Genomic DNA, 20,039 nt, shown 5'->3' on the forward strand with positions numbered 1-20,039 from the left:
CTCCTCGGTCAAGAAATAAATAAAGCTTGACCACCAATATTATTTAGGCAAAACAACGGGCAGCGATTACCGAAGTTAACTGCGGATCGGTGCCCGTAACGGCGAGCGGAGACTATAAATCCACTCCGCCAAATTTCCCTTCAAACGCCTTCCCGAGCACATCGAGAGTCTCCTGGGACCTCGAGGCCTGATTGAGCGACTGATCTCTCTCCTGAAAGGCCTGTTCCGCTTCCTCTTCAGCCTTCTCGGCCTCTTCCACCTTTCCCTCCGAGCGCAGTCGTCCCGCCTCTTCCAACGCCTTAACCCCTCTGCGATTATGTTCCTCCGCCTCTAACAAATTGCTTTTATGAATACCTTTCATGGTTTCGATAGCATCCAGATAATCCTGCTGTGATGATAGGATGCCTTCGTCCGAATTACCCGATTCATTATCGTTTTCATCAGCCTCATTGTCGCTTTCATCGCCAGGATCAGCAGACAGTCCCCGTCCCCGGTCCCCCTCGCCGCCCTCCGCCGTAAGTCCCGACGGGTCCTTGAGATAAATCGGGTTGTTAAAGGCGTAGCTGTAGCGGTTCAATCCGACACCCGCTTCGAGGGGGTCGGACGGATCAGCCGAAATAAACCGCGACAGCAGCGGGTCGTAATAGCGCGCATTGAGAAACAGCAAACCCGTTTCATCAAGACGTTCCCCGACAAAGCCATGCGTTTCAATATGGTCGCTGCTGCTGCGCAACCGCTCGCCATAGGCGGCATAAGCGTAGCGCTGTACAACCTCACCGGCGCTGTTTGTTACTGCCTGAACGGACTGCAGATGATCCTTATGTAGCCAAAAGTTTTCGCCGTGGTAGCGTTTGGCATCCTCGGGCAGATATTTGGTCACTTCGCCTTCGCGAATCTCAAGATTCTCTATATATAAAGTCGTAACGCCGTTTTCGACTTTCTTCACGCGCCGGCCATCGGGACCATAGGCAAACGTACCAGTGTTAATGCGGATCGGTCGATCGCTACCGTCGTAGTCAATCTGGCGGCCACTGCCCGAAATCATGTTCCCGTTTAAATCGTATTCATAAGTGTGTGGGCCGGCCGCCAGTACCGCGTGCGGTCGATCACCCCCGGGCGCCCCGTAACGATAATCCCCCACTTTGGAGTTGTAGACCATATTGCCAACCGTATCGTAATCGAATGACTGGCTGAGGCCGGTATCATCGAGATTGGTGGCGGCTTTCAACCGATAAAGATCGTCGTACCCATAACGCCAGCTTTCCCCGGCAAAGCTGCTGGAAATTTGCGTTATCAATCCCAATGAATCCCGCTGGTGCACTATATTCTGGATAGTTTCAGCGCCGCTTTGCGACACAATGGACATCAGCCAATCGTTATCGTCGTTATAGCCGTAGTCGGTTATCACACCGTTGCCAAGCACTTTGCGAGTAATCAGGCCGTGGTCGTTATAGACGATGTCCTCAATAAGACCGGGAATTGTCTGAAGCTGGCCGGCGGCATCGTATTGCCAGGGTTGGGCGTCGCTGCCAACCCCGTCACCATCCGGGTAGCGCTGCCATAGAATACGACCTGCGGCATCGAAAGCGGTGTTAAAACGGTAAGTTTGGCCGTCAACGTCGTGGACACTCTGTACCTGGCGGCCACCCTTGTCATAATCGTAGCGAATAACCGCATGATCATTCCCGGCTGTGGTGAGCAGGCCCACATTGTGATGGCCGGGGCTTGCCTCATCGTAGCTGAACTCAGTGATCTGTGGGCTTGGTGTACCCGCCAGCGCGGTTTCCCGGCGCTTGCGACCGTGCAGATCGTATTCGTATTCAGTGCGCTGACCCAGGGCATCGGTACCGACAAGCAGGCGACCGACATCATCGTAGGCGTATTGGCGTATACCCAGATCAGGATCATCGACCTGAACTTGACGACCGAGGGAATCAAAATGGTAAATCCAGTGATTGCCCGCATCGTCGGTAATGCCTGTCACTCGATTCAAGGCATCGAAATCGGCCCGCCAAGATACGACCTTGCCCCCTAAAAACCTGTCCTGCTGCACCATATTGTCATACGCATCATAATGTTTAACACTGCGTTTGCCCTGGTGGTTGGTACGCACCACCCGGTCAAAATAGGGGCCAAGTTGGTAGTCCCAGCGCATTACGCGGCCATCGGCTTCGGTAAGCCGGGTCTTGCGGTCCAGATTGTCATAGTGATACGCCGTCCATCGCGCCGTCGCACCTGCCCGATGCCAGTCACTCTGCGCTGCAGCCGAACCGCGCAGATTGAATTCCGTCAGGCTTTGCAACACGGCGCCATCGCCGGCGGGCTTTTCGCTTCTATAGGTGCGCTCGAAGCCGTCAAAAAACTCGCGGTGCCAAAGATCGCTCTGACCTTGAGGCCCTGATGTGAACATCTGCGTATACTGCGTCTTCGGATCGCCATGATGTTTATACTCGATGGCTTCAAAGTCGCCACTGGGAAAATCGACCCGTTTTTTGCGGCACAAGGCATCGTACTGAAACCGGGTGGCTTGGTTGTTTTCATTGGTTTCAGTAAGCGGAACGCCACAGGCGATATCCCATGTAGCACGGGTTTTATGGCGGGTATCGCCGGCGAAATACAGAGGGTTGCGGGTTTCGATCACAAACTCCCCGGTTGCGCCGTAAACGAACTCCGTGCGAGCGCCCACGGGATCGTAGGTATCGATGACATTACCGCGGGTGTCGTACTCCATACGTGTAGCAATGAATCGGTTTTCACTGTCGAGCCAGCTTTGTTCCTGGGTGCGGTTACCTGTGCTCGGCGGGCTGGTCCAATGCTGCGCGCCATCATACAAATAGCGGATTTCAGCCACTTTTTGTGCCAAATCACCGGCACCGTCAAAGGTTTCCACTTTCGCCGGCAGTTCTACAATATAGTCACTCGTGTTGGGGGCGAAAGTTGTGTGGATGCTACGCTCGTCACCCTGCACAGCGAGATCGCCGAGGGACGTTGTTCGCACCACATTGCCAAAAGCATCAAAGGCCCGATCGATGCCGCTTTGTTTTGACTCACCATTGACAAATTCGGTAAGAGTGCGACCGGTGAGGAGACCTTTCAAAGGGAGTACCGTATGATCCACATCGTAGTAGTAGTGCTGGCTGCGCAATAATTGCGCATCACCGCTGAAGTGTCGAATTGACTCCACGTTTCCCCGCGTCGCCCGGTCTTGTCGGTAGACAGCGATCTCGTAGGGACACTGATCTTCTTCTGCGATACAGGGCAGGTTTTTCCTGGCGGTTTTAAAGCCCATAAAAAGCCGATCCTGCTTGTCCTCCAGCCCGAAACCATAGCTGTGGGTGGTCACCCGAACACTGTCGGCCCGCCCGCGACCGTCATCCCGGGAAAGCCTTGAAACCGTCTGTACAATCGGCGGATTATTGACATTCAGCCAGGTCGAAGACGGCGTATAGTCCACCTGGGTGGAGCCGCCAAAACGGTTGCTGATTCGCGCGAGCTTGAGATGCCGGGCCGGGACCGATAGCCGCACGGTATTGGCGCCGCTGTCCGTGTTGTGGCACTGGTAGTCCTTCATTCCGTCACCGTTGAAATCATCAATGGCAAATGTGTTGAACCGCTCTTCCTTGCAAAACCGAGCTCCCGCCACCCTATTGAAAGTGCCGTCGCCCAGGGAGAAGGCTATCGCGGTGTAGCCATCAATCTTGTTGTGACACTGGTAATCCGTAAAGTGATCACCGTTAAAATCACCTAATGACAGCTTGTAGCCCTTACAAAATTTGGGGCCTGACACTTTGGTAAAGCGCCCATTGCCATGGGATAGGGCTATTGAGGTGGTCCCCTTCTCTGGGTTGTGACAATGATAGTCGGTCAGACCGTCGCCGTTGAAATCACCAAAGGCAAATTGAAAATCACTTTGCGGGAAGCAAAAATTAAAGCCCCCTACGCGGGTGAAAGAACCGTCGCCATTGGACAGGGCAATGGCGTTTCTACCACCGTCACGGCAATGGTAGTCGGTGCGGCCATCACCGTTGAAGTCCCGCATCGAAAATGTCCCCGAGCGACACCACTCCTGCCCCTGAACCAGGGTAAAAGTACCATCGCCGTTGGAGAAGTTGACCCAGTTCTGGCCGTCGCGGGCCCGCTTGCATTGATAATCGGTTTTGCCGTCGCCATTGAAATCACCGAGCGAAAACAGATTGCTGCCCGCACACCATTTTTCTCCGACAATCACATCGAAATGGCGGCCATTGCGGGACATTTTGATCCAGTTCTTGCCATCGCGCTGGCGGTGGCATTGAAAATCGGTTTGACCGTCGCCATTAAAGTCGCCGATAGAAAGCTGCTCTCCCCCGCACCATTTGCCGTCATCGACCACCTCGAAACTGCCGTCACCTTTCGATAAGCCAACCCTGGTACCACAGCGGTAGTCGATGCGACCGTCGCCGTCAAAATCCCCTCCGGTAGCAAAGGCTCCCTTGCACCATTTGGCCCCCGTCGCCAGGGTGACGGTATCACCGGCTTCTTCGGCATATTGGATATCGACCGGTGGCAGGGTTGTACCAGGATGGGCAACGGCCCCCTCGTTGTCGATAACAGCATCACGACCGTGGGTCATCACCTGAGTGAGCAGGGATTTCTGTGAATAGGCGCTTTGACTGTAGCTGAGCGCATAGGTGGCGAGCCGATCGCCCGCCACCTGGATATCGACGGTCTTGAGTCGATAGGCCGTGCGCATCAGACTGTTCCCCGTAGCGCGAAAAATAATGTCCGGTCGTGCTTCCCAGTAAAATTTTATGTGGGTCCCGTTGTAGGCGACGGATTCGGCGTAACAATCGTTTGGCGAAGCCGCGGCTGGCGTCTCGTCACACCAATAGGAATAATCCACCTGGTTACCATGGGTGTCCACTATGGTCTCAAGCACCCAGTGAAAGGTACCCGAAGGCGTTGTAACGTCATGCCCCAATTGGGCCCCGTAGATAAGGCGGATACCGTCTTTAAAGGTCAAAGTCCATCGATTGGATTCGCTGTCGAGGGTCAGGCGCTGGTAGTTCTCCACTTTGGCAGTATGGGTACCACCGTACTGGCAGCCGGGGCTGTTCATCTCCGCTGAACAGGGAATGATCTCATTGCGATCCAGCAGAAATATATCGGTGTCGTTGTAGCGCGGCGCGCCCCGCCCGGGCGATAGCCTCATAATGGTAGAGAAACCCGCCAGCTGCCAGCCAAGCCCGATCTGGCCGTTGCGATTATTGGATTCGTATTCCAGTGCGATGGACGGCGCCAAGTCCTGGTATTTAGGGATATCGATCTCAATCGTGGTAGTAAATTCACCGTTAAAAGGCTGGGTATCGTAACCGATTTCGTTGGCGGCGGCGGCATCGGCGCTCACTGTGCCGTCTGCCGCGTCATCGCCGGCTGGTGCCGGGTCAACGGCGGCTGTGTGGGCCAGTACAACCTCCCCCGCAGTGCCGCCGCCGACTATGGATTTTGTCCCGGCCGCCGTCTCCGTTGTCGCGTTGGGAGACACCTCAACCGCGGACGCTGTGTCGTCACTCGTTTCTTTGGCGGATACGATGCCAAAGACTTGGGTAACTACCACCAGAATGGCTATAGAGATGTATTTACTGGTTGCATAAACATAGTGGTTTTTCATCTTCTTTCCTTGATGACTGTGGAGCGCAAGCAAAAAAATGCTGGGCCGGATACACGAAGCCCGATTTTCAGAACCGGGATAAAATCTCACGCGGTAACTTTCCGGCGCGCCGGTCTTTATCTGAACGATAGTTACTTTAAATAGTTACTCTGAATAGCTACTTTTTAACAGTTACTTTTAAGCGCTAATTAAGACAGCTACATTAAACCGGTATTATCTTGCAATCAGCCAGCCCGAAAATCGTCTCACTCGATCGAGTGAAACATCTCTTTGTGCTTTTTTTGACACACTTAACACAAAAACCATGGTGCTGTTAAGCGACGGCTATCCGGGATAACTGTATCAGCTTTAGCTTGCGCAACCGAGAAAAGTGGATGAATTAATTCGCGCCCTATCCTATACAGGTGGGGCACGATCTTGTGCACAAGGAATAGACTATGGGCCTAATAGCTAAAGTCGCTGCCGGCATGATTATGGGTCTGTTATTTGTTCAAGTAGTATCCCTAAAGTTCATGGAATATAGATATGAAAGGCAAGGCGAGGTATGTATTTAGCTTGGCAGTTTCGTAACGGTTCCATTATCTTTATGAATTCAGCGCACTTTTATTACAAAAAAACAAAGAGATTATGGAGCCGCAGGTCAATCAACCAATGGCTTTTGTTACCTGTAGGCCTTTGTGTAAAAGCACTTAACTCTAATGATAAGTGCCTGCTGCCGTGATGGGCCATCTAACTTGGGCTGAGGGGTCTTCAACTATGGCAAACCAGTAAACACTAACTTCCTGAACTCTTCCTAAATGTCCGTATTTGGCGTAAAGTATTGCCTACCAGGTGTGCGGGTGCGCTTACGCACCCTCTATTGGGCGTGTTATGTAAAGCAGATTCTAACCAATCTAAAATCGCGGCCTTGAATCATGGAAGAGCCCAGGTAAAATACAACAGTTTCACAAAACAACTATCCCCGGCTTGATTTACTAAGTCTGGCTGCGATAACCAGCCAGTGCCAATTTTGAGACAAAAAGAACAATAATATGAAATGTGGAAACACATCTGTAGTTTGCCGGCGGTGTAAGAACCCGTGTCAAAGTCATCGTTATCTGAACACGGTTAATCACAAACACAGAGAAAGCGGTGACACTTAAATTTTCAACGTCGCTTGGACAGCACAGCGCAGCCGTTTTCCCTTAACTTAACCGTATGTCGTTCACTTTCATAAACAGCAAAATAATATAAAGGTACGCATCTCATGTTCTGTAAAAATAATAAATCATGGGCAAGGCACAGTGGCTTGTGTAACGTTAATTCATCCTATAACTCACCTTCTTCTTCCACGGTCACTGCGAAAAATTTGACAGACTGCACACGCCGTGGAAATGGGGCCATCCTGAATGGTGAGCCAGACGCACTCCTCTTCGAGGCCCATATGCATAAGGTAACCCTCAGGGAATTCGATAATCGTGTGGACAATCAGACGACATTCGGCACCTACTCTGCGAGGACGCAGGTGGAGACACACAACAATCCACATTTTTGTGTGGACTTCGGCCGCAGAACGGTTGACGGCAAACACCTTAGCTGGCTATGGGTATTTCCCCTTGGCAAGGTGGGCCAGGTAAACAAAGTGTTAGTCGAAGAACCCACCTATATCTGGACAAAACAACATATTATCACCGCTTACAATGAAGCTGGAAATCCGGATCTGGTGATGTGGACCCGGCATGTCGAAAAATATTCTGAGCTTGCCATCACCTTTTGCCTTCCCTTTCCCGATGTGCGCCAGAATGGTTGTAACATTCTCTGATTTATCCTTTAGAGATTAGGGCTTGCCTCGTAGCCGATAAAATGACGTGATCTGTCGAATGTTATAAGTAAGGCCAGGATATCTGGAGCTGGGCGGCGGTCAAGGCCGCCCTGGCTGGCAGGCATTAGGCTTTCCCCCAGCGCCACTCGTTAAGCAGCCCCTCTCTACAACGCCAATTATTTTTCCCGCCGCGCTTCTGGGGATACCAAGCCATGCATTCGCACTCGACTGCAGCACCACCGCTCTTGCCGTATCGTTTCTTATAAATAGTGTAAGTGCGTCTTCCCAACGGGTCTCGCCTACCTGTGTGGAGAGTCGCCTGTCTTGAGGCGAAGTAAATAGAACCAATAAGGCACTGCCATCTTTCGTTATCGAAAATTCCGGGCCACCCTTGTCGACCCTATAAAATACGTTTTTCCCATATAGCGCTCTAACAACGTCATCACGGCTGCTGTCGGTCTTCTCGATACGCGCGTTATCAATCAATATGTCGAGCTGTTCAGACGTCATACCCCACCCTGCCGGCTTTTCCATAACTGAAAGTTTTCCGACCATTTTCGAACTACAGAATTATATTGACAAAGTCAATCTCTACGATTCAGCGTTCAGCTCTGTATGACATTAATGGCCATCTATCGAAAAAAGTTCAACGCGCTCAAACGGCAAGACCGCCCATATCAATAAACAACATCAGCCGTCGATACAGCCGGATTGGATACCCGCCAACTATAGGCTACAAAGAGAAAGTGGCGCACCCGACAGGATCAACCCAAGTGTATATGCCATATTTGATCTGACAGAGTTTGATGTCGAAAATTCTGAAACAAGTTTCGACAGCATCCTACATGCCCCGGCCAAAAAACTGACAAGGGCGTTAACTTCATTGGCTCCCAATTCGACGGGATATCGCTTGCTGTTATCCTTCTTCCCTGTGCTCGTCAGGTGTACTGGCTATACATACAGAATATTTGGCCATTGTTAAATATTTTTCCCGCTTTATACTAGGCCATTGCTCGCTATCGCCCGGACTGCATGAAAAAGTATATATATCAATCGGTTAGATAGATCGTCTTGGGAGATAATGGGAACCTGTTAGTTTGGAAAATAGGAAAAACTCTCTTTGTGATGGGTGGGGTTTGGCATCTATGGTAAAGCCTTTTCCTACCAAGTACATAAAAAGCGTATGAAGTATCAAAATGGGCAAAGCGAGCATGCGCCATCCATAAATGTCAGGCAGAAAAAGCAAAGTTATGGCAACTGGCGAATGTAACTGTGGTGCAGTAGCTTTTAAAATCGAGGCGCAACTGTCAGACGTTTTTATTTGCCATTGCTCTATTTGTCGTCGCTCAACGGGTAGCGGAGGAATCGCAGTTAGTATCGTGGATAATGACAGCTTCAGTTGGATTCGAGGAAAGGGAAATATCAAGTATTGGAGCAAGCCGGGTCACGACTGGCATACAAGTTTTTGTAGTAACTGTGGCTCGCCACTGCCAGGTAAAAATAATGAATCCAACATGTATGTGCCAGTTGGCACGCTTACCTCTGGTGATGAAAAGCTTAAGATTGCTCATCACATTTGGATAAATTCAAAAGCCGATTGGGAAGAAATTTGCGGTTCAGGGAAACAGCATTCGGAAGGTTTTGGGGACTAATTTACCTAACATTGTAAATCAGTTCGGCCGCAAGCGGCCTCCGTGGGACAGCCAGAAGCGTGCTTCGCACTAGCTGCCGCTTAACTGGCTAAACACATCGCCTGGTATAAGGAATATATTTAATGGATCAGACTAAGTGGTACAAAAGCCCAGAAATGCTAAATGGATCAGACTAAGTGGTACAAAAGCCCAGAAATGCTAGTTGCCTTATCAGCACTGTTTATTGGAGTATTGACAGCAATCATTTCTATCTACTCCGCTTATATTGACCGAGCGTATGCAAGAGCATCGGTCTGGCCTAAGTTGGAGATATATAGAAGTTTTAGAGGCGACACTTTTAGCTACGTAGTAGCTAATCGTGGGACAGGCCCTGCGATTATAGAATACGCAAAGATCAATGTTGGCGAAAAAATTATTAAGCGATGGGATGAAGTCGATATCTTTTCAAAAATAGGTCAGTCTCATATCAGCAGCGTTACATTAACTCCAGAACAAACTGTAACTCCACTGTTGTATGAAGGTGATCTGGTGTCGGATATCCTGGAGCTCGACAAGAGTATAGGTATGGAGCTTTGTTACTGTTCAGTCTATGGAGATTGTTGGGTGGTAAATCGCAACAACGAAGCCAAACCAACTGGTGAGTGTTTTATAAAAAATGAAGAAGCATTTATACAATGAAAATCTAGCTAACAAGCATTTAGTCTTAACAGGCCCTAGACTCTTATGCAGCCAGGGCGTATCGGATTTCCTCCCATATCCCATATCCCATATCCCAGGGGCATGTACTCTCCCCTTAATACAGGAGGGCTACTCTACTATTCCTGCGCCTGCATGCTTTTCGCTCGAGCTTGTGGTTGGAACCCTCCATCTTCCAGGCACCGCAGGATGCCCTCCTGATATGAAGTTTTTTGGATAGGACCAATTAACTCCTGAAGCGCACTATCATCCATTAATATGGGATGCGTCAATAAATAGTGCATTTCAACAAGCTCGCGTAAAAAAGAGTTAAATAACCCAAGGATACGCAACAGGGTTTTACCGGCAATCCGCAACCGCAGGCGCCTCCCGGTGCATAACTCAATGTGTTCGACTATTTCCTTCTGCGTGGTAACACCGGCACCCGCCAACTGCCAGAAGTTCCCATAGGCCGCTTTAGTCTGCGCCAACTTCACAACCACCGGGCCAACATCAGGCACAAATACAAATTCGTGAGGTAAATTAATCGGCCCAATCATATCAGCCGTTTTACCGGTAATACCCGCCTGAATGGCGTTGTGTAAAAAGCTCTTGTCGACCCCCGGACCGTAGAAATCCGGCAGGCGCAGCACCGTCGCGTTGATTAGCCCGTCTCTGTGAGACGCCATCAACATATCCTCCTGTTCTTTGCGTTTTTCCCCTTTAAAAGAACAGGGAACCCTCGGATGATTTTCGGTGACAACGGGTATGCGTGGCATACCATAAGGATACACGGTGCCGATAAGGACAATATTTTCCACGCCGGCCGCAATTGCCGCCTCCAGCGTCTTGTGCATGAGAACAGGGTGAAGCTCAAATTTCCAGTAATCGACGCCTACCATATAAATTAGCGTATGAATATTTTCCGCGGCCTTCCGTATGGACAACGGGCTGTCCGGGTCCCATAGGGTAATTTCCGCATATGGGTTGTCTTTAAAACATTTCTCCAATTTTTCCCTGGAGCGTCCGACGACACGAAACTGCAGCTGTGCAGCCTCAAGGGCTTTGGCAACACTGTTTCCCATGACTCCCGCCGCACCAAACAAAGCAAATTTTTTCACCGTGAATTCCCCCGTAACGAGCTAGTGCATTGAATACTTCGATTCTGTAATACTGTCGCTGGCAAGTATTATACTCGCCAGCAAAAGCAGCAATGCGTTGATAAAATGAATAGCGATAGGCCAATAACTGGCACTTTCTATCAGGGCACCCAATGTGACTTGTACCGCATAGAGTACGGCTACCAACCAGGCTTTTTCACGCAGACCTCGCGCCCGGCTTGAAGTAGTGATAAAAGCAATCGGGAGCAACAATAAAAACCCAAACACAATGTGCAGCGTCCATACTTCGGCATCTAAAAACAGCGCCAGACCGGCCAGGCTGATTTGCCCTGTGATCAACACGGGTAAACTCAAGCAAAGCCATTGCGATCTTGTGTATTGCATAAGAATCACCTCACGGAATCATTGACAGCACTATCTTCTAACAGCTCCGCGCATTTATCCAACGGATATTACCTATATCTAAATATTGATAGAATCAATAGTTCCTGGAGGCATCAGAGTGCTGACCTGAAAGACCATCCTCTTGGTAAGCAATTGTTTTTAATAAAGAAATTAGGAGAATAGGATGAATTTGAGGTCCGTCGATCTTAACTTGCTGGTGATACTCGATGCCTTACTGGACGAAGCTCATGTCTCTCGGGCCGCGGAACAGTTAAGTCTTTCGCAATCAGCCACTTCCAACGCCCTTGAACGGTGCAGACTGCAGTTTAATGATGTTCTGTTAGAACGTAAAAAAGGCAGGATGCGCCTGACTCCCAGAGCTGAGGCGTTGCGAATTCCGATTAAAAACGTACTCGCTGACGTGACCCGGATCATGGTGACAAAAGAGCTAAAGCTGACCGACCTGAAACAAACAGTGCGCCTTTCTACTGCAGACCAGCCGGCGGCGCTGATAGCGTCGCAACTCTGCGAGCAGCTTCATCAGACAGCCCCCGGAATTGACCTGATTTTCCAACCCTGGCATGGCGCCGACGCCGCCTTGGAAGCGCTTGAAAAAGGTGATAGCGATCTTGCCATATCGGTTTTTTACACATCGGGCACGGCTATTTGCCGGACGCCCCTGCTGACCGAACAGTATGTGGTGGCCATGCGCAAAGATCATCCATTAACCGATGATTGCACACTCGATAACTGGCTAAGCTACCCACACGTACTGATTTCAGGAAAGGGCGACAAACAAAGTCCGCTCGACCAGCAATTGGCCAAGCTGAATAAAACCCGAAAAGTTGGCGTCGTTGTGCCCAGTTTTCTTATGGTTCCCCCAATCCTTGCGCAGTCGAATTTTGTAGCCATGGTACCGAGTCTCTGTATCTCGACGATGACAAACAGCAATGAATTTGTCGTAACGCCACCGCCATTGCCCGTTGACGGCTTTCCGCTACATCTCGCCTGGCACAGCCGTCGGGACCGTGATACCGGTGTGCAGCACGTTGTGAAAGTCATAGCCGAAATTTTTCGCGGTTATAAACCCAGCGTTAACTGAATAGAGCGAATAGCAAAAAGACGGAAGGACTTTTGAGCGCGCAGCGCGGCATAGGCAAAACTATCGGTCAACGCTTGTATCTCAGTATCAGACATGGCTCGAGTACCGGATTTAGTATCTTACGCTTTTTGGTTAAAGCTTAATTAACCCATGACTTCATTTTCCAGCCTGGCTTTTGATAAGGCACTAATAAATACTTTGAACACGATGCCGCTGAAAAAAGTCGACAGCCCGATGGTGAAAAATGCAGAGATAACCAGATCGATAAATTTAAAAGAACTGGAGACCAAAGTTGGTTGATAAACAAAAATACCGACGAAGACTACCCAATGGCTCAAGCAATAAAAACACTGGAAAAGATGCCCAATCAGGCTATTCTTTTGGCTTATCCACGCACGCATTGGCGCGAACAGTTCAGTTTGTGTGACGGTTATCGACAGGCAACTGGCCGACAATGCCAACACAGCACAGGTCCACAACTGGAAAAGGTGATCAGGGTAAGTCATCTTACTATCTCCGAATGATTCAGCGCCGACAGCACAGGGGAAGGCCTCTCACCTTTACAAGTTCTCCTGTGGCCGGGGTAAACGTTTTACTTGAGCAGAAACTTTATCTTATGAAACATCATAAGTTCCTTGAGCTGGATTGTCAACACATGAAACAATGAATGTTTCATGAGCGCCCTATGGCCTCTCGATCATTGATAAGGTCCAGATAATGAGGAAAGACAGTCGGTTGTCTCGCATGTTGCATGTCCTTATTCATATGCAACAGTTCGGCGAACCGGTAACCTCTGAAACCCTTGCCGCTATGCTCAGCACCAATCCTGTCGTGGTTCGGCGCACCATGAGAAGCTTGAAGGAGCAAGGTTACGTCCATTCTGTAAAGGGGCATGGTGGCGGGTGGACGCTCACCGTGCCCTTGTCGTCGATCACCTTGCTGGACATTTACCGTGCTTTGGGGGAGAGCACTATGTTTACTATCGGGCTGACCGACGAGCACTCCCGATGCCCGATAGAGAAAGCAGTAAATAATGCCCTGGGTGATGTGCTCGCAGAGGCGGAGAAGCTCGTTATCGAGCGGTTTGAAAATGTAGCCTTGGACGCACTGGCAGAAGAGTTTTCAAACCACCACGTTGAACAGTGTCGACAGTGAATGTCGACCGAACCTGATGGCCAAGCGTTCTGCCGGGAATATACAAATCTCCGACTTTTAGCTCAAGCCTATCATTTGGTGTTCCGGGCGTCGGCCCGTCCCCACCATCGCATTACTGAAAGTGCTCGACTGTTTTCATCCGGTCTTTTCCGGTTCTCGACTCTCCGCTCTCGCGACCACCGGCTCCGCCAACCATCGGTCCATCACGGTACAGGCTGTCAAGTCCCCCGAGACGTTGACTGTGGTCCGGCACATATCCAATATTCTGTCCACACCAATAATCAACGCTATGCCGCTGGCGGGAATGCCGATATCCTGGAGAATCGTCGCCAGAATGACAATCCCGACACCGGGCGTACTCGGTGAGCCGATAGACGCTCCGACCGTGGTGATCGTTAGCAGGATAAGCTGCGCCGTGGTCAATTCCACGCCGTAAACCTGGGTCAGAAACAAGGCAGCGACGACCTGGTAAAGCGCCGTGCCATCCATATTGACGGTCGCACCCAACGGAATGACAAATTTGGAAATCGCGGGTTTAACGCGCAACCTTTCCGATGCAGCCCGCATAGACAGCGGCATAACCGCAGCAGAACTCGAAGTGGAAAAAGCGAGAAGCTGAACGTCCCGTATGTTAATTAAGAAATCAGTTAAGCTTCGCTTGGCGAGAGTCCTGACAATAAACAGATAAAAGCCGAGCAAAATCAGCAAACCCAGCAGCACCGTACCAACGTACACCGACATCCCAAGGATAATCTCAATACCTGTCCGGATGGTGATGTCCGCCAGCAGGCCAAAGACGGCGTAGGGTGCAAGCATCATCGCCCAACCTATGATTTTCAGCGCAATTTCCTGTACCGCCTCGAGCAGGTTCACAACAGGTTGCACCCGCTTTCGAGGGACCACGGCGATCGCAACCCCGGCGATAATCGCATAAATGACGATTTGCAGCATATCCCGGGTGGTCATTGCCTCAGTCAGATTGGTCGGAATCAAATTGGCGACCCGCTCGGGTAGTGGCTGGCTCGCTATTTCCGTCGTTGGAATAACGATTTCTTCCGCACTGACCGCAGTGATCAAAGAGCCATCGATGTAATTGCCCGGTTCGATCACCAATGCCAGCAAAATACCGATAGTCACCGCCACTGTTGTTGTAGTAACGAAATAGGGAAGAATCCTCAATCCGGCCCGCTTTAGGTAGTCTGTATCGCCGCTGCCGCATACGCCCAGGACGATCGAGGAAATCACCAGCGGAATCACAACCATTTGAATCAGGTTGAGAAAGATAGAACCGGGGAGTTTTAACCATGCGGCAATATTGAGTACGGTTGCCGCCGGCAGCAGCGCTCCGCCCTCCGGCGATAAAATAAGCCCGAGCGCCAGACCGCCAATCATGGCAGCAACGATCTGTGCCCATAGCCTGGTGCGGATAAGGATGGAAATGTCTTCGATCTTCATTCGAAAGTGGTCATTGATACCGTTCATACTCAGCCTTAAAGCAAAATTTCCGGATTTTTACCCTTAAAAAGCGTAGAAAGCAATAGTGTAACAACCAAAGTCAGCAGTATGACAACCTCTGGCCCAACCGCCATCGGCTGGACCAGTATATGACCTAATTAATGGTGTCATACCCAGTATCTTGGTGACGGCAGCCATTTCCCAAAAGCTGATACAGTTACACCGCCTTTGTTCACCTGTTCGAATGGAGTTGAAATGACATAGCAACAGAATGTGAAAATGTCTTAGGCCCTAAAGGTTTTGCCGCTATACAGGTTTCTCCACCGCAGAAATCCGATCCGGGCAGTGAATGGTGGCGCTCTACCGGCCGGTCAGCTACACCATTGAAGGCCGCGACGGCAATGTCGATCAGTTCTATAAGGATGTTGGCGGTTTGTATGCGTTACCAATGAGGCATTTGAGCTTTCAAATTGGTGGGACAACGGCAAGCACCGAAAGCTGTTTCCGGTTAACTGCCTGGAGCGTTTGCCGGCAAGCGAGGACTTTTGCAATAGTAAAGTCCTCGCTACCGTCGGCAGACTACCGGCATCGAAGATACCGCACTTAATCGATAATCGGATAGGAAACGACTGTTTTGACCTCCGGAATCTTACGCAAGCCCCGCCTATCGATACCCGGTACAACAGGTGCTTCAAGTGATGTAGGCACAGCACTGCCTCCATTTATCACTGAGACCCTGTATTCCCCCACCAATTCTGAGCTGAAAGAGGAAACCCCTAACAGATAGTTGACTCCGACTTCCGGAACAATAAAGATTACCGCCGCCTCACCTATACCAAAAGCGCTGGCTGCTTGTAGCTCACCGCCGAACCCCTGGGCCTCGCGAATATCGCGATTATACAAAGCGACAAAAAGATCGTTAAGCCCGACAGACTCAATCCGCAATGCTATCGCTCGATCCTCCGGCAAGCCGTCCAGATCGAAGTAGTCGATGTAGTAGTTAGCCTGGTAATCGGGATCGAAAATATCTTCCGTGGTAAGCGCTCCCCCGATGCTGGTCTCCTCAGGCATACCTGAAATGAAGTTGGTGATTCTTGAAAACCTGGCATCTTCAAAGGCAGCGCCAAGGCTTGCGGTGTAAACACCGTCTTCCAACGGCGGCAGGGAGACCTGATTTATGCCTGCAAAACACGGCACTTCCACCCCGGGTTGCGGCGCCGGACCATCACCGTCGGCTACGCAGTCAAAAGTACGCAATGCAGATGATTCATCGATTATTCTCCAGTCAAAGGTAAGTCCCTGTTCCGCGTTATTTTCTACATCAGCGTTGACAAGCTGCCAGCGAGGCTCGATTGGGGCGCGGGGTTCAAACCGTGTCGACCGGTTACCAAAGCTGGCGCGCACAAAACCAAACGGTCTGACACTAACACGGTGAACCCGCGACTGCTCCACGGCCGTATCTTTGGCCCACTGTGACAATTCCGAAACACGCGCCCACACACCGGGATTGCCCGGCAGCGCGCAGCCGTTGCCGTAGCTGGTAACACCCGCCAACTTCCACCGCTCCCTGCGAAAGTCGCGGACCAACAGCGGACCGCCACTGTCACCCTGGCACGCATCGATACCACCCTCAGGCGCGCCGCCGCAAATTTGTGTCTCAAAGTTTATCGCGCCGGAGTACACCGCCGCGCATTCGGCGCTGTCAAATACGGGTAGGTGCACATCCTGTAACAAATTACTCTGAAGATTGCTTGTCCCCCATCCGACTGCGGTTGCCAGCTTGCCGTCGTCGGCAAGTCTTTTATTTTTCGGTGTCAACATCGCAACCGTCTGCAAGCCGCTGTCGCGCAAGGCAATGGGTTCACCCAGCTCCCACAGGGCGATATCATACCCACCGCTAACGCCGGCAGGGCTTCCCGGCTGGGTGGGCTCGAGAATGTAATCCGGGTGCAGCAGCACATCGGCGACATCCAGTACCTGGCCACTGCCATCCTCTACGTTATTGGTACCCACCAGGACATTGACATTGCCACCCGAGGCGCCTTCAGAACAGTGCGCGGCGGTCGCCACCCAGCGATCGGTAATAAGAACACCTCCGCAGAACTGTCGAAATTGCCCGCCGTTGACGACACCGACAGCAACCATAAACGGATATTCATTTATGTTGACTTCATCGCCGCCGATAATCTGCGGAATTATGCCACCGCTGTCCCGTTGCACCACGGTTGGCGTTACCACCTCGCCTTCACCGCCACTGATATTACGCCAACCGAAAGGCACCTCCTGGCGCACGGCATAATCGCCGCTGGGGACCTTGGCAAAATAGTAAAACCCCCAGCGATCCGTTTGCGTAAAACGCTCACCGGGCTCTCGCACGCCATTGTCGTTTTCATCAAGATAGACGGTAACTCGCTGTATACCCCGCTCTCTAAAATTTGAGCGCCCGTCGCCGTCGCGATCGTCAAAGACTCGACCAAAGATAAAGCCACGGTCGAATATATAGCGTTTCGAGTCGTCTAAATCGCCCTGAGGCGCCACAGATTGAGCAAAGCTTGCAGACATAACGACTAAACTAACAACGCCCACTAGCAGTATCAGACCATGATTTGACCCATTTTTCATGATGATCCCCTGATTAAGTGATATCTAGCTAACTGAAAGAAAGTTGAATGACAGAAAATTAGCTAAGGGAAAAACCCTTAGCTGTATTGGGTGCTTATTGGTAGAGATTACAACGCCGGATAACGGCAGGGAACAGAGTATATGCCACCCTTAAGCCGGGTGTGCAGAAAATATGATTTGACTAAACGGATGTTTTACACTTATGCCCAAATACTTCTATTTCGCCCTCGCTGCCGAGTCCACACAAACCGGCCTAAATACTCAGACGGTGCCAAGGCACCGCGTAAAAAACGCCAGAATTTCATCGCGGGCGGCTGTGGTCGGCTGCCCCTCTTCATCAATCAAGTGAACAGTCACTACGTTGTGGGGACAAGGCACATGGGCAGCAAAAAACGGCGGTACATCCGTGTTGGCCGAGGTGTCGGACAACACCCGCCCAGGAAGCGATCGCCGAGCGCCTCGGTGTAGTCTGCAAAGCGCTGGGGCTGGCAAAAACGATCGCCTTATCGCATTAGGTCGATATACACTGCCGCCGGGCACTGGGAAGCCAACATACTGTAAAAGAAATCACAAAAGACCGGTTACAGGGTATGGCGGTGTTTTCATATAAAGCGCAGCGGAATTTTTATAGCCGATCGTGCCATAAAAACCCTCAGCCTAAGCAGGCATCGATATGTAGCGCCAATACCCTGTGTACTTCCTGCAGATGCGCCTTGGTGAGCTTTTTGGCTTTAAGGCTGCGCAGCAGCGTTTCCCGACTGACCAGGAAACCGAGAATCTGCCCGAACAGGGCGTGCGCGCGTATTTTGACTTCACTGCTTTTCGCATCGATACCGGTAATGATGGAAATCAGTCGGTGTGATACGTGCAATATCCGCTTCATATGGCGGTCATGGAAAATATCGTAAGCCTCGGTGGGATTGGCCTGCTCGCGCATAATAATCTGGGCCCAGGCCTTGGGTTCATCGGATTCCACCAGCAGCGTCGCAAGGTTGGCCATCAGGGACTTATAAATAACAAGGGCCTGTGCCGGTGCCGGCGTCGCTGTCTTCAGCGATTGCTCCAATTCTTTAAGAGAGTTGCCGATCGAATCCTCTATCCGGTCTGTAATATACTCCACGACCGCTCTGTAAAGCCCTTCCTTGCTGCCGAAGTAATAGGGAATGGCCGCGATATTGGCGCCGGACTCCTCTGACAGCATACGTGTCGTAGTGGCATCCAGGCCATTTCTACCAAACAGCTTGAGGCCGGCCATAATCAGTGCGTAACGCTTTTCACCACGCCGGCTCATCCTGTCTGTATCGGGTTTGTCGATTGGTTCGAGGGGCATCAACCACACACTCTCTACTGCTTTTAATCTCGGTTTTTGTTTTGCCTTTGCCTTTGCCTTTGCCTTTGCTCTCTTCTATTACTTGATACTTCTAACGCCGCCAATATTTCCGCTGGTGTTCTTGCGGCCTGCCATCACTTTGACGCCGGTCGCCGGTCGCCGGTCGCCGGTCGCCGGCCACTATCTTAACCAAACGAACGCCCGCGATCATAACCTATTCATTTATTTTAATCAATCGATTAACTTTACCTATATTTACACTCACCCGGTCTCCACCACCGGGATAATCTATTGTATTATCTCATCGATTTAATCAAATGATTAACCTTTAGCTTCCATACCGAAACCCTAACTGACGCCGGAGACAACACCATGAGTGACGTTAACTGGACCATGAACGAGCGCACCATCGTGCGAAAAACCAACCGCGAAGGTGTGCAGGAAACCTTCGTTTCACCTCATCTGACGAAGGTAAAGCAAGGTGAAAGGATGCAGTTTGATGCGCATATCAACGTCGAATCACTACCCCAGGGCCAGCACCTGAAGAAGGCCACGATTTTCTCCAACGTGCCAAACGGCGGCACCTGGGAACTGATCAGCGACGAGGGCACCGCTGTGGGCGGCAGGGGCACGGCGCCATCGCCGCTGATGTACTTCGCCGCCGGTATCGGTCTCTGTCTGATGTCCCACGTCGAAATGCTGGCGCAGAAACTGGACCTCAAGATCGATAGCGTCAGATTGGAGCAGAAAACCAGTTTCACCACCACGCTCGATCTGGGCGGCATTCACCCCAAGCATGTATTCGGCAAGGGAGAATACTCGGAGATGCACCTGATTATGGAAAGCAGCGAGAAGCCGGAAAAACTCAAGCTGTTTGCCAGTTGGTGTCAACAGGCCTGTATGGCGCTGCAAACAGTCTCGGCCAATACGCCGGCACCGACAGCGCTGTATCTCAACAATCGACGCATTGATATCGAAGGCAACCCGGCGCGCCCGGAGCCACAAGAGCGCTACCTATCAGCTTGAGAACAACCCGGTACTTTTGCAACTGTCGTCGTTACACAGACCGTGTGACAAGCCGCTGCCGTGGAG

General features: G+C 50.9%; 14 protein-coding genes. 6 read left to right on the forward strand and 8 right to left on the reverse strand.

Features of this window, described 5'->3' with window-relative positions; translation table 11 throughout:
• Positions 1-112: 112 nt before the first annotated feature.
• On the reverse strand, positions 113-5,650 hold the full coding sequence (locus FKG94_RS16255) for an FG-GAP-like repeat-containing protein (RefSeq protein WP_142905382.1): 5,538 nt from the start codon (positions 5,648-5,650) through the stop codon (positions 113-115).
• Between the two features lie 1,423 nt (positions 5,651-7,073).
• Between FKG94_RS16255 and FKG94_RS16260 the strand changes: the two genes are divergently transcribed.
• Positions 7,074-7,451, forward strand: coding sequence for a hypothetical protein (locus FKG94_RS16260; RefSeq protein WP_142905383.1), 378 nt, complete (start codon positions 7,074-7,076; stop codon positions 7,449-7,451).
• Positions 7,452-7,550: 99 nt separating this feature from the next.
• Here the strand turns inward: FKG94_RS16260 and FKG94_RS16265 are convergent, their stop codons facing one another.
• Entirely contained in the window at positions 7,551-7,985 is a 435-nt protein-coding gene (locus FKG94_RS16265; RefSeq protein WP_142905384.1) for a hypothetical protein, read from the reverse strand.
• 716 nt (positions 7,986-8,701) lie between these two features.
• Here FKG94_RS16265 and FKG94_RS16270 point away from each other — a divergent pair.
• Together FKG94_RS16270 and FKG94_RS16275 are read left to right on the forward strand one after the other, a co-directional pair.
• Entirely contained in the window at positions 8,702-9,103 is a 402-nt protein-coding gene (locus tag FKG94_RS16270; RefSeq protein WP_142905385.1) for a GFA family protein, read from the forward strand.
• Positions 9,104-9,265: 162 nt separating this feature from the next.
• Positions 9,266-9,781 (forward strand): hypothetical protein, encoded by a 516-nt coding sequence (locus FKG94_RS16275; protein ID WP_142905386.1) that lies wholly within the window; start codon positions 9,266-9,268, stop codon positions 9,779-9,781.
• Positions 9,782-9,918: 137 nt separating this feature from the next.
• Here FKG94_RS16275 and FKG94_RS16280 read toward each other — a convergent pair whose 3' ends face one another.
• Positions 9,919-10,899, reverse strand: a complete 981-nt coding sequence (locus tag FKG94_RS16280) for an NAD-dependent epimerase/dehydratase family protein (protein ID WP_142905387.1) — start codon at positions 10,897-10,899, stop codon at positions 9,919-9,921.
• A gap of 21 nt (positions 10,900-10,920) precedes the next feature.
• Entirely contained in the window at positions 10,921-11,283 is a 363-nt protein-coding gene (locus FKG94_RS16285; protein ID WP_142905388.1) for a DUF6220 domain-containing protein, read from the reverse strand.
• A gap of 184 nt (positions 11,284-11,467) precedes the next feature.
• Between FKG94_RS16285 and FKG94_RS16290 the strand changes: the two genes are divergently transcribed.
• Positions 11,468-12,385, forward strand: a complete 918-nt coding sequence (locus FKG94_RS16290; protein WP_142905389.1) for a LysR family transcriptional regulator — start codon at positions 11,468-11,470, stop codon at positions 12,383-12,385.
• A gap of 143 nt (positions 12,386-12,528) precedes the next feature.
• Here FKG94_RS16290 and FKG94_RS16295 read toward each other — a convergent pair whose 3' ends face one another.
• On the reverse strand, positions 12,529-12,891 hold the full coding sequence (locus tag FKG94_RS16295; RefSeq protein ID WP_142905390.1) for a hypothetical protein: 363 nt from the start codon (positions 12,889-12,891) through the stop codon (positions 12,529-12,531).
• Between the two features lie 211 nt (positions 12,892-13,102).
• On the opposite strand from FKG94_RS16295, the gene FKG94_RS16300 reads away from it, so the two are divergent.
• Positions 13,103-13,540: an Rrf2 family transcriptional regulator gene (locus FKG94_RS16300; protein ID WP_142905391.1), complete on the forward strand. Its 438-nt coding sequence runs from the start codon at positions 13,103-13,105 to the stop codon at positions 13,538-13,540.
• A 135-nt stretch (positions 13,541-13,675) separates the two neighbouring features.
• Here FKG94_RS16300 and FKG94_RS16305 read toward each other — a convergent pair whose 3' ends face one another.
• The 3 genes from FKG94_RS16305 to FKG94_RS16325 all read right to left on the reverse strand — a co-directional run bounded on the left by FKG94_RS16305 (position 13,676) and on the right by FKG94_RS16325 (position 18,947).
• Positions 13,676-15,022 carry a dicarboxylate/amino acid:cation symporter gene (locus FKG94_RS16305; RefSeq protein ID WP_142905392.1) on the reverse strand — a complete coding sequence of 449 codons (1,347 nt, stop codon included), beginning with the start codon at positions 15,020-15,022 and terminating at the stop codon, positions 13,676-13,678.
• A 576-nt stretch (positions 15,023-15,598) separates the two neighbouring features.
• A complete protein-coding gene (locus FKG94_RS16315) occupies positions 15,599-17,617 on the reverse strand; it encodes a trypsin-like serine protease (protein ID WP_142905393.1) in 2,019 nt (672 codons plus the stop codon).
• Between the two features lie 652 nt (positions 17,618-18,269).
• A complete protein-coding gene (locus tag FKG94_RS16325) occupies positions 18,270-18,947 on the reverse strand; it encodes a CerR family C-terminal domain-containing protein (protein ID WP_142905394.1) in 678 nt (225 codons plus the stop codon).
• A gap of 372 nt (positions 18,948-19,319) precedes the next feature.
• Here FKG94_RS16325 and FKG94_RS16330 point away from each other — a divergent pair, with 372 nt between their 5' ends.
• Positions 19,320-19,973 carry an OsmC family protein gene (locus FKG94_RS16330; RefSeq protein ID WP_142905395.1) on the forward strand — a complete coding sequence of 218 codons (654 nt, stop codon included), beginning with the start codon at positions 19,320-19,322 and terminating at the stop codon, positions 19,971-19,973.
• Positions 19,974-20,039 lie beyond the last annotated feature (66 nt).

The sequence above is a fragment of the Exilibacterium tricleocarpae genome (assembly GCF_007004655.1).
Taxonomy (GTDB): Bacteria; Pseudomonadota; Gammaproteobacteria; order Pseudomonadales; family Cellvibrionaceae; genus Exilibacterium; species Exilibacterium tricleocarpae.

What these genes read in the sequence shown, in the direction of transcription:
- FKG94_RS16255 (WP_142905382.1), bottom strand. Translation starts at nt 5,650, where the DNA reads ATGAAAAACCACTATGTTTATGCAACCAGTAAATACATCTCTATAGCC.
- FKG94_RS16260 (WP_142905383.1), top strand. Translation starts at nt 7,074, where the DNA reads ATGCATAAGGTAACCCTCAGGGAATTCGATAATCGTGTGGACAATCAG.
- FKG94_RS16265 (WP_142905384.1), bottom strand. Translation starts at nt 7,985, where the DNA reads ATGGAAAAGCCGGCAGGGTGGGGTATGACGTCTGAACAGCTCGACATA.
- FKG94_RS16270 (WP_142905385.1), top strand. Translation starts at nt 8,702, where the DNA reads ATGGCAACTGGCGAATGTAACTGTGGTGCAGTAGCTTTTAAAATCGAG.
- FKG94_RS16275 (WP_142905386.1), top strand. Translation starts at nt 9,266, where the DNA reads ATGGATCAGACTAAGTGGTACAAAAGCCCAGAAATGCTAGTTGCCTTA.
- FKG94_RS16285 (WP_142905388.1), bottom strand. Translation starts at nt 11,283, where the DNA reads ATGCAATACACAAGATCGCAATGGCTTTGCTTGAGTTTACCCGTGTTG.
- FKG94_RS16290 (WP_142905389.1), top strand. Translation starts at nt 11,468, where the DNA reads ATGAATTTGAGGTCCGTCGATCTTAACTTGCTGGTGATACTCGATGCC.
- FKG94_RS16295 (WP_142905390.1), bottom strand. Translation starts at nt 12,891, where the DNA reads ATGACTTACCCTGATCACCTTTTCCAGTTGTGGACCTGTGCTGTGTTG.
- FKG94_RS16300 (WP_142905391.1), top strand. Translation starts at nt 13,103, where the DNA reads ATGAGGAAAGACAGTCGGTTGTCTCGCATGTTGCATGTCCTTATTCAT.
- FKG94_RS16305 (WP_142905392.1), bottom strand. Translation starts at nt 15,022, where the DNA reads ATGAACGGTATCAATGACCACTTTCGAATGAAGATCGAAGACATTTCC.
- FKG94_RS16315 (WP_142905393.1), bottom strand. Translation starts at nt 17,617, where the DNA reads ATGAAAAATGGGTCAAATCATGGTCTGATACTGCTAGTGGGCGTTGTT.
- FKG94_RS16325 (WP_142905394.1), bottom strand. Translation starts at nt 18,947, where the DNA reads ATGCCCCTCGAACCAATCGACAAACCCGATACAGACAGGATGAGCCGG.
- FKG94_RS16330 (WP_142905395.1), top strand. Translation starts at nt 19,320, where the DNA reads ATGAGTGACGTTAACTGGACCATGAACGAGCGCACCATCGTGCGAAAA.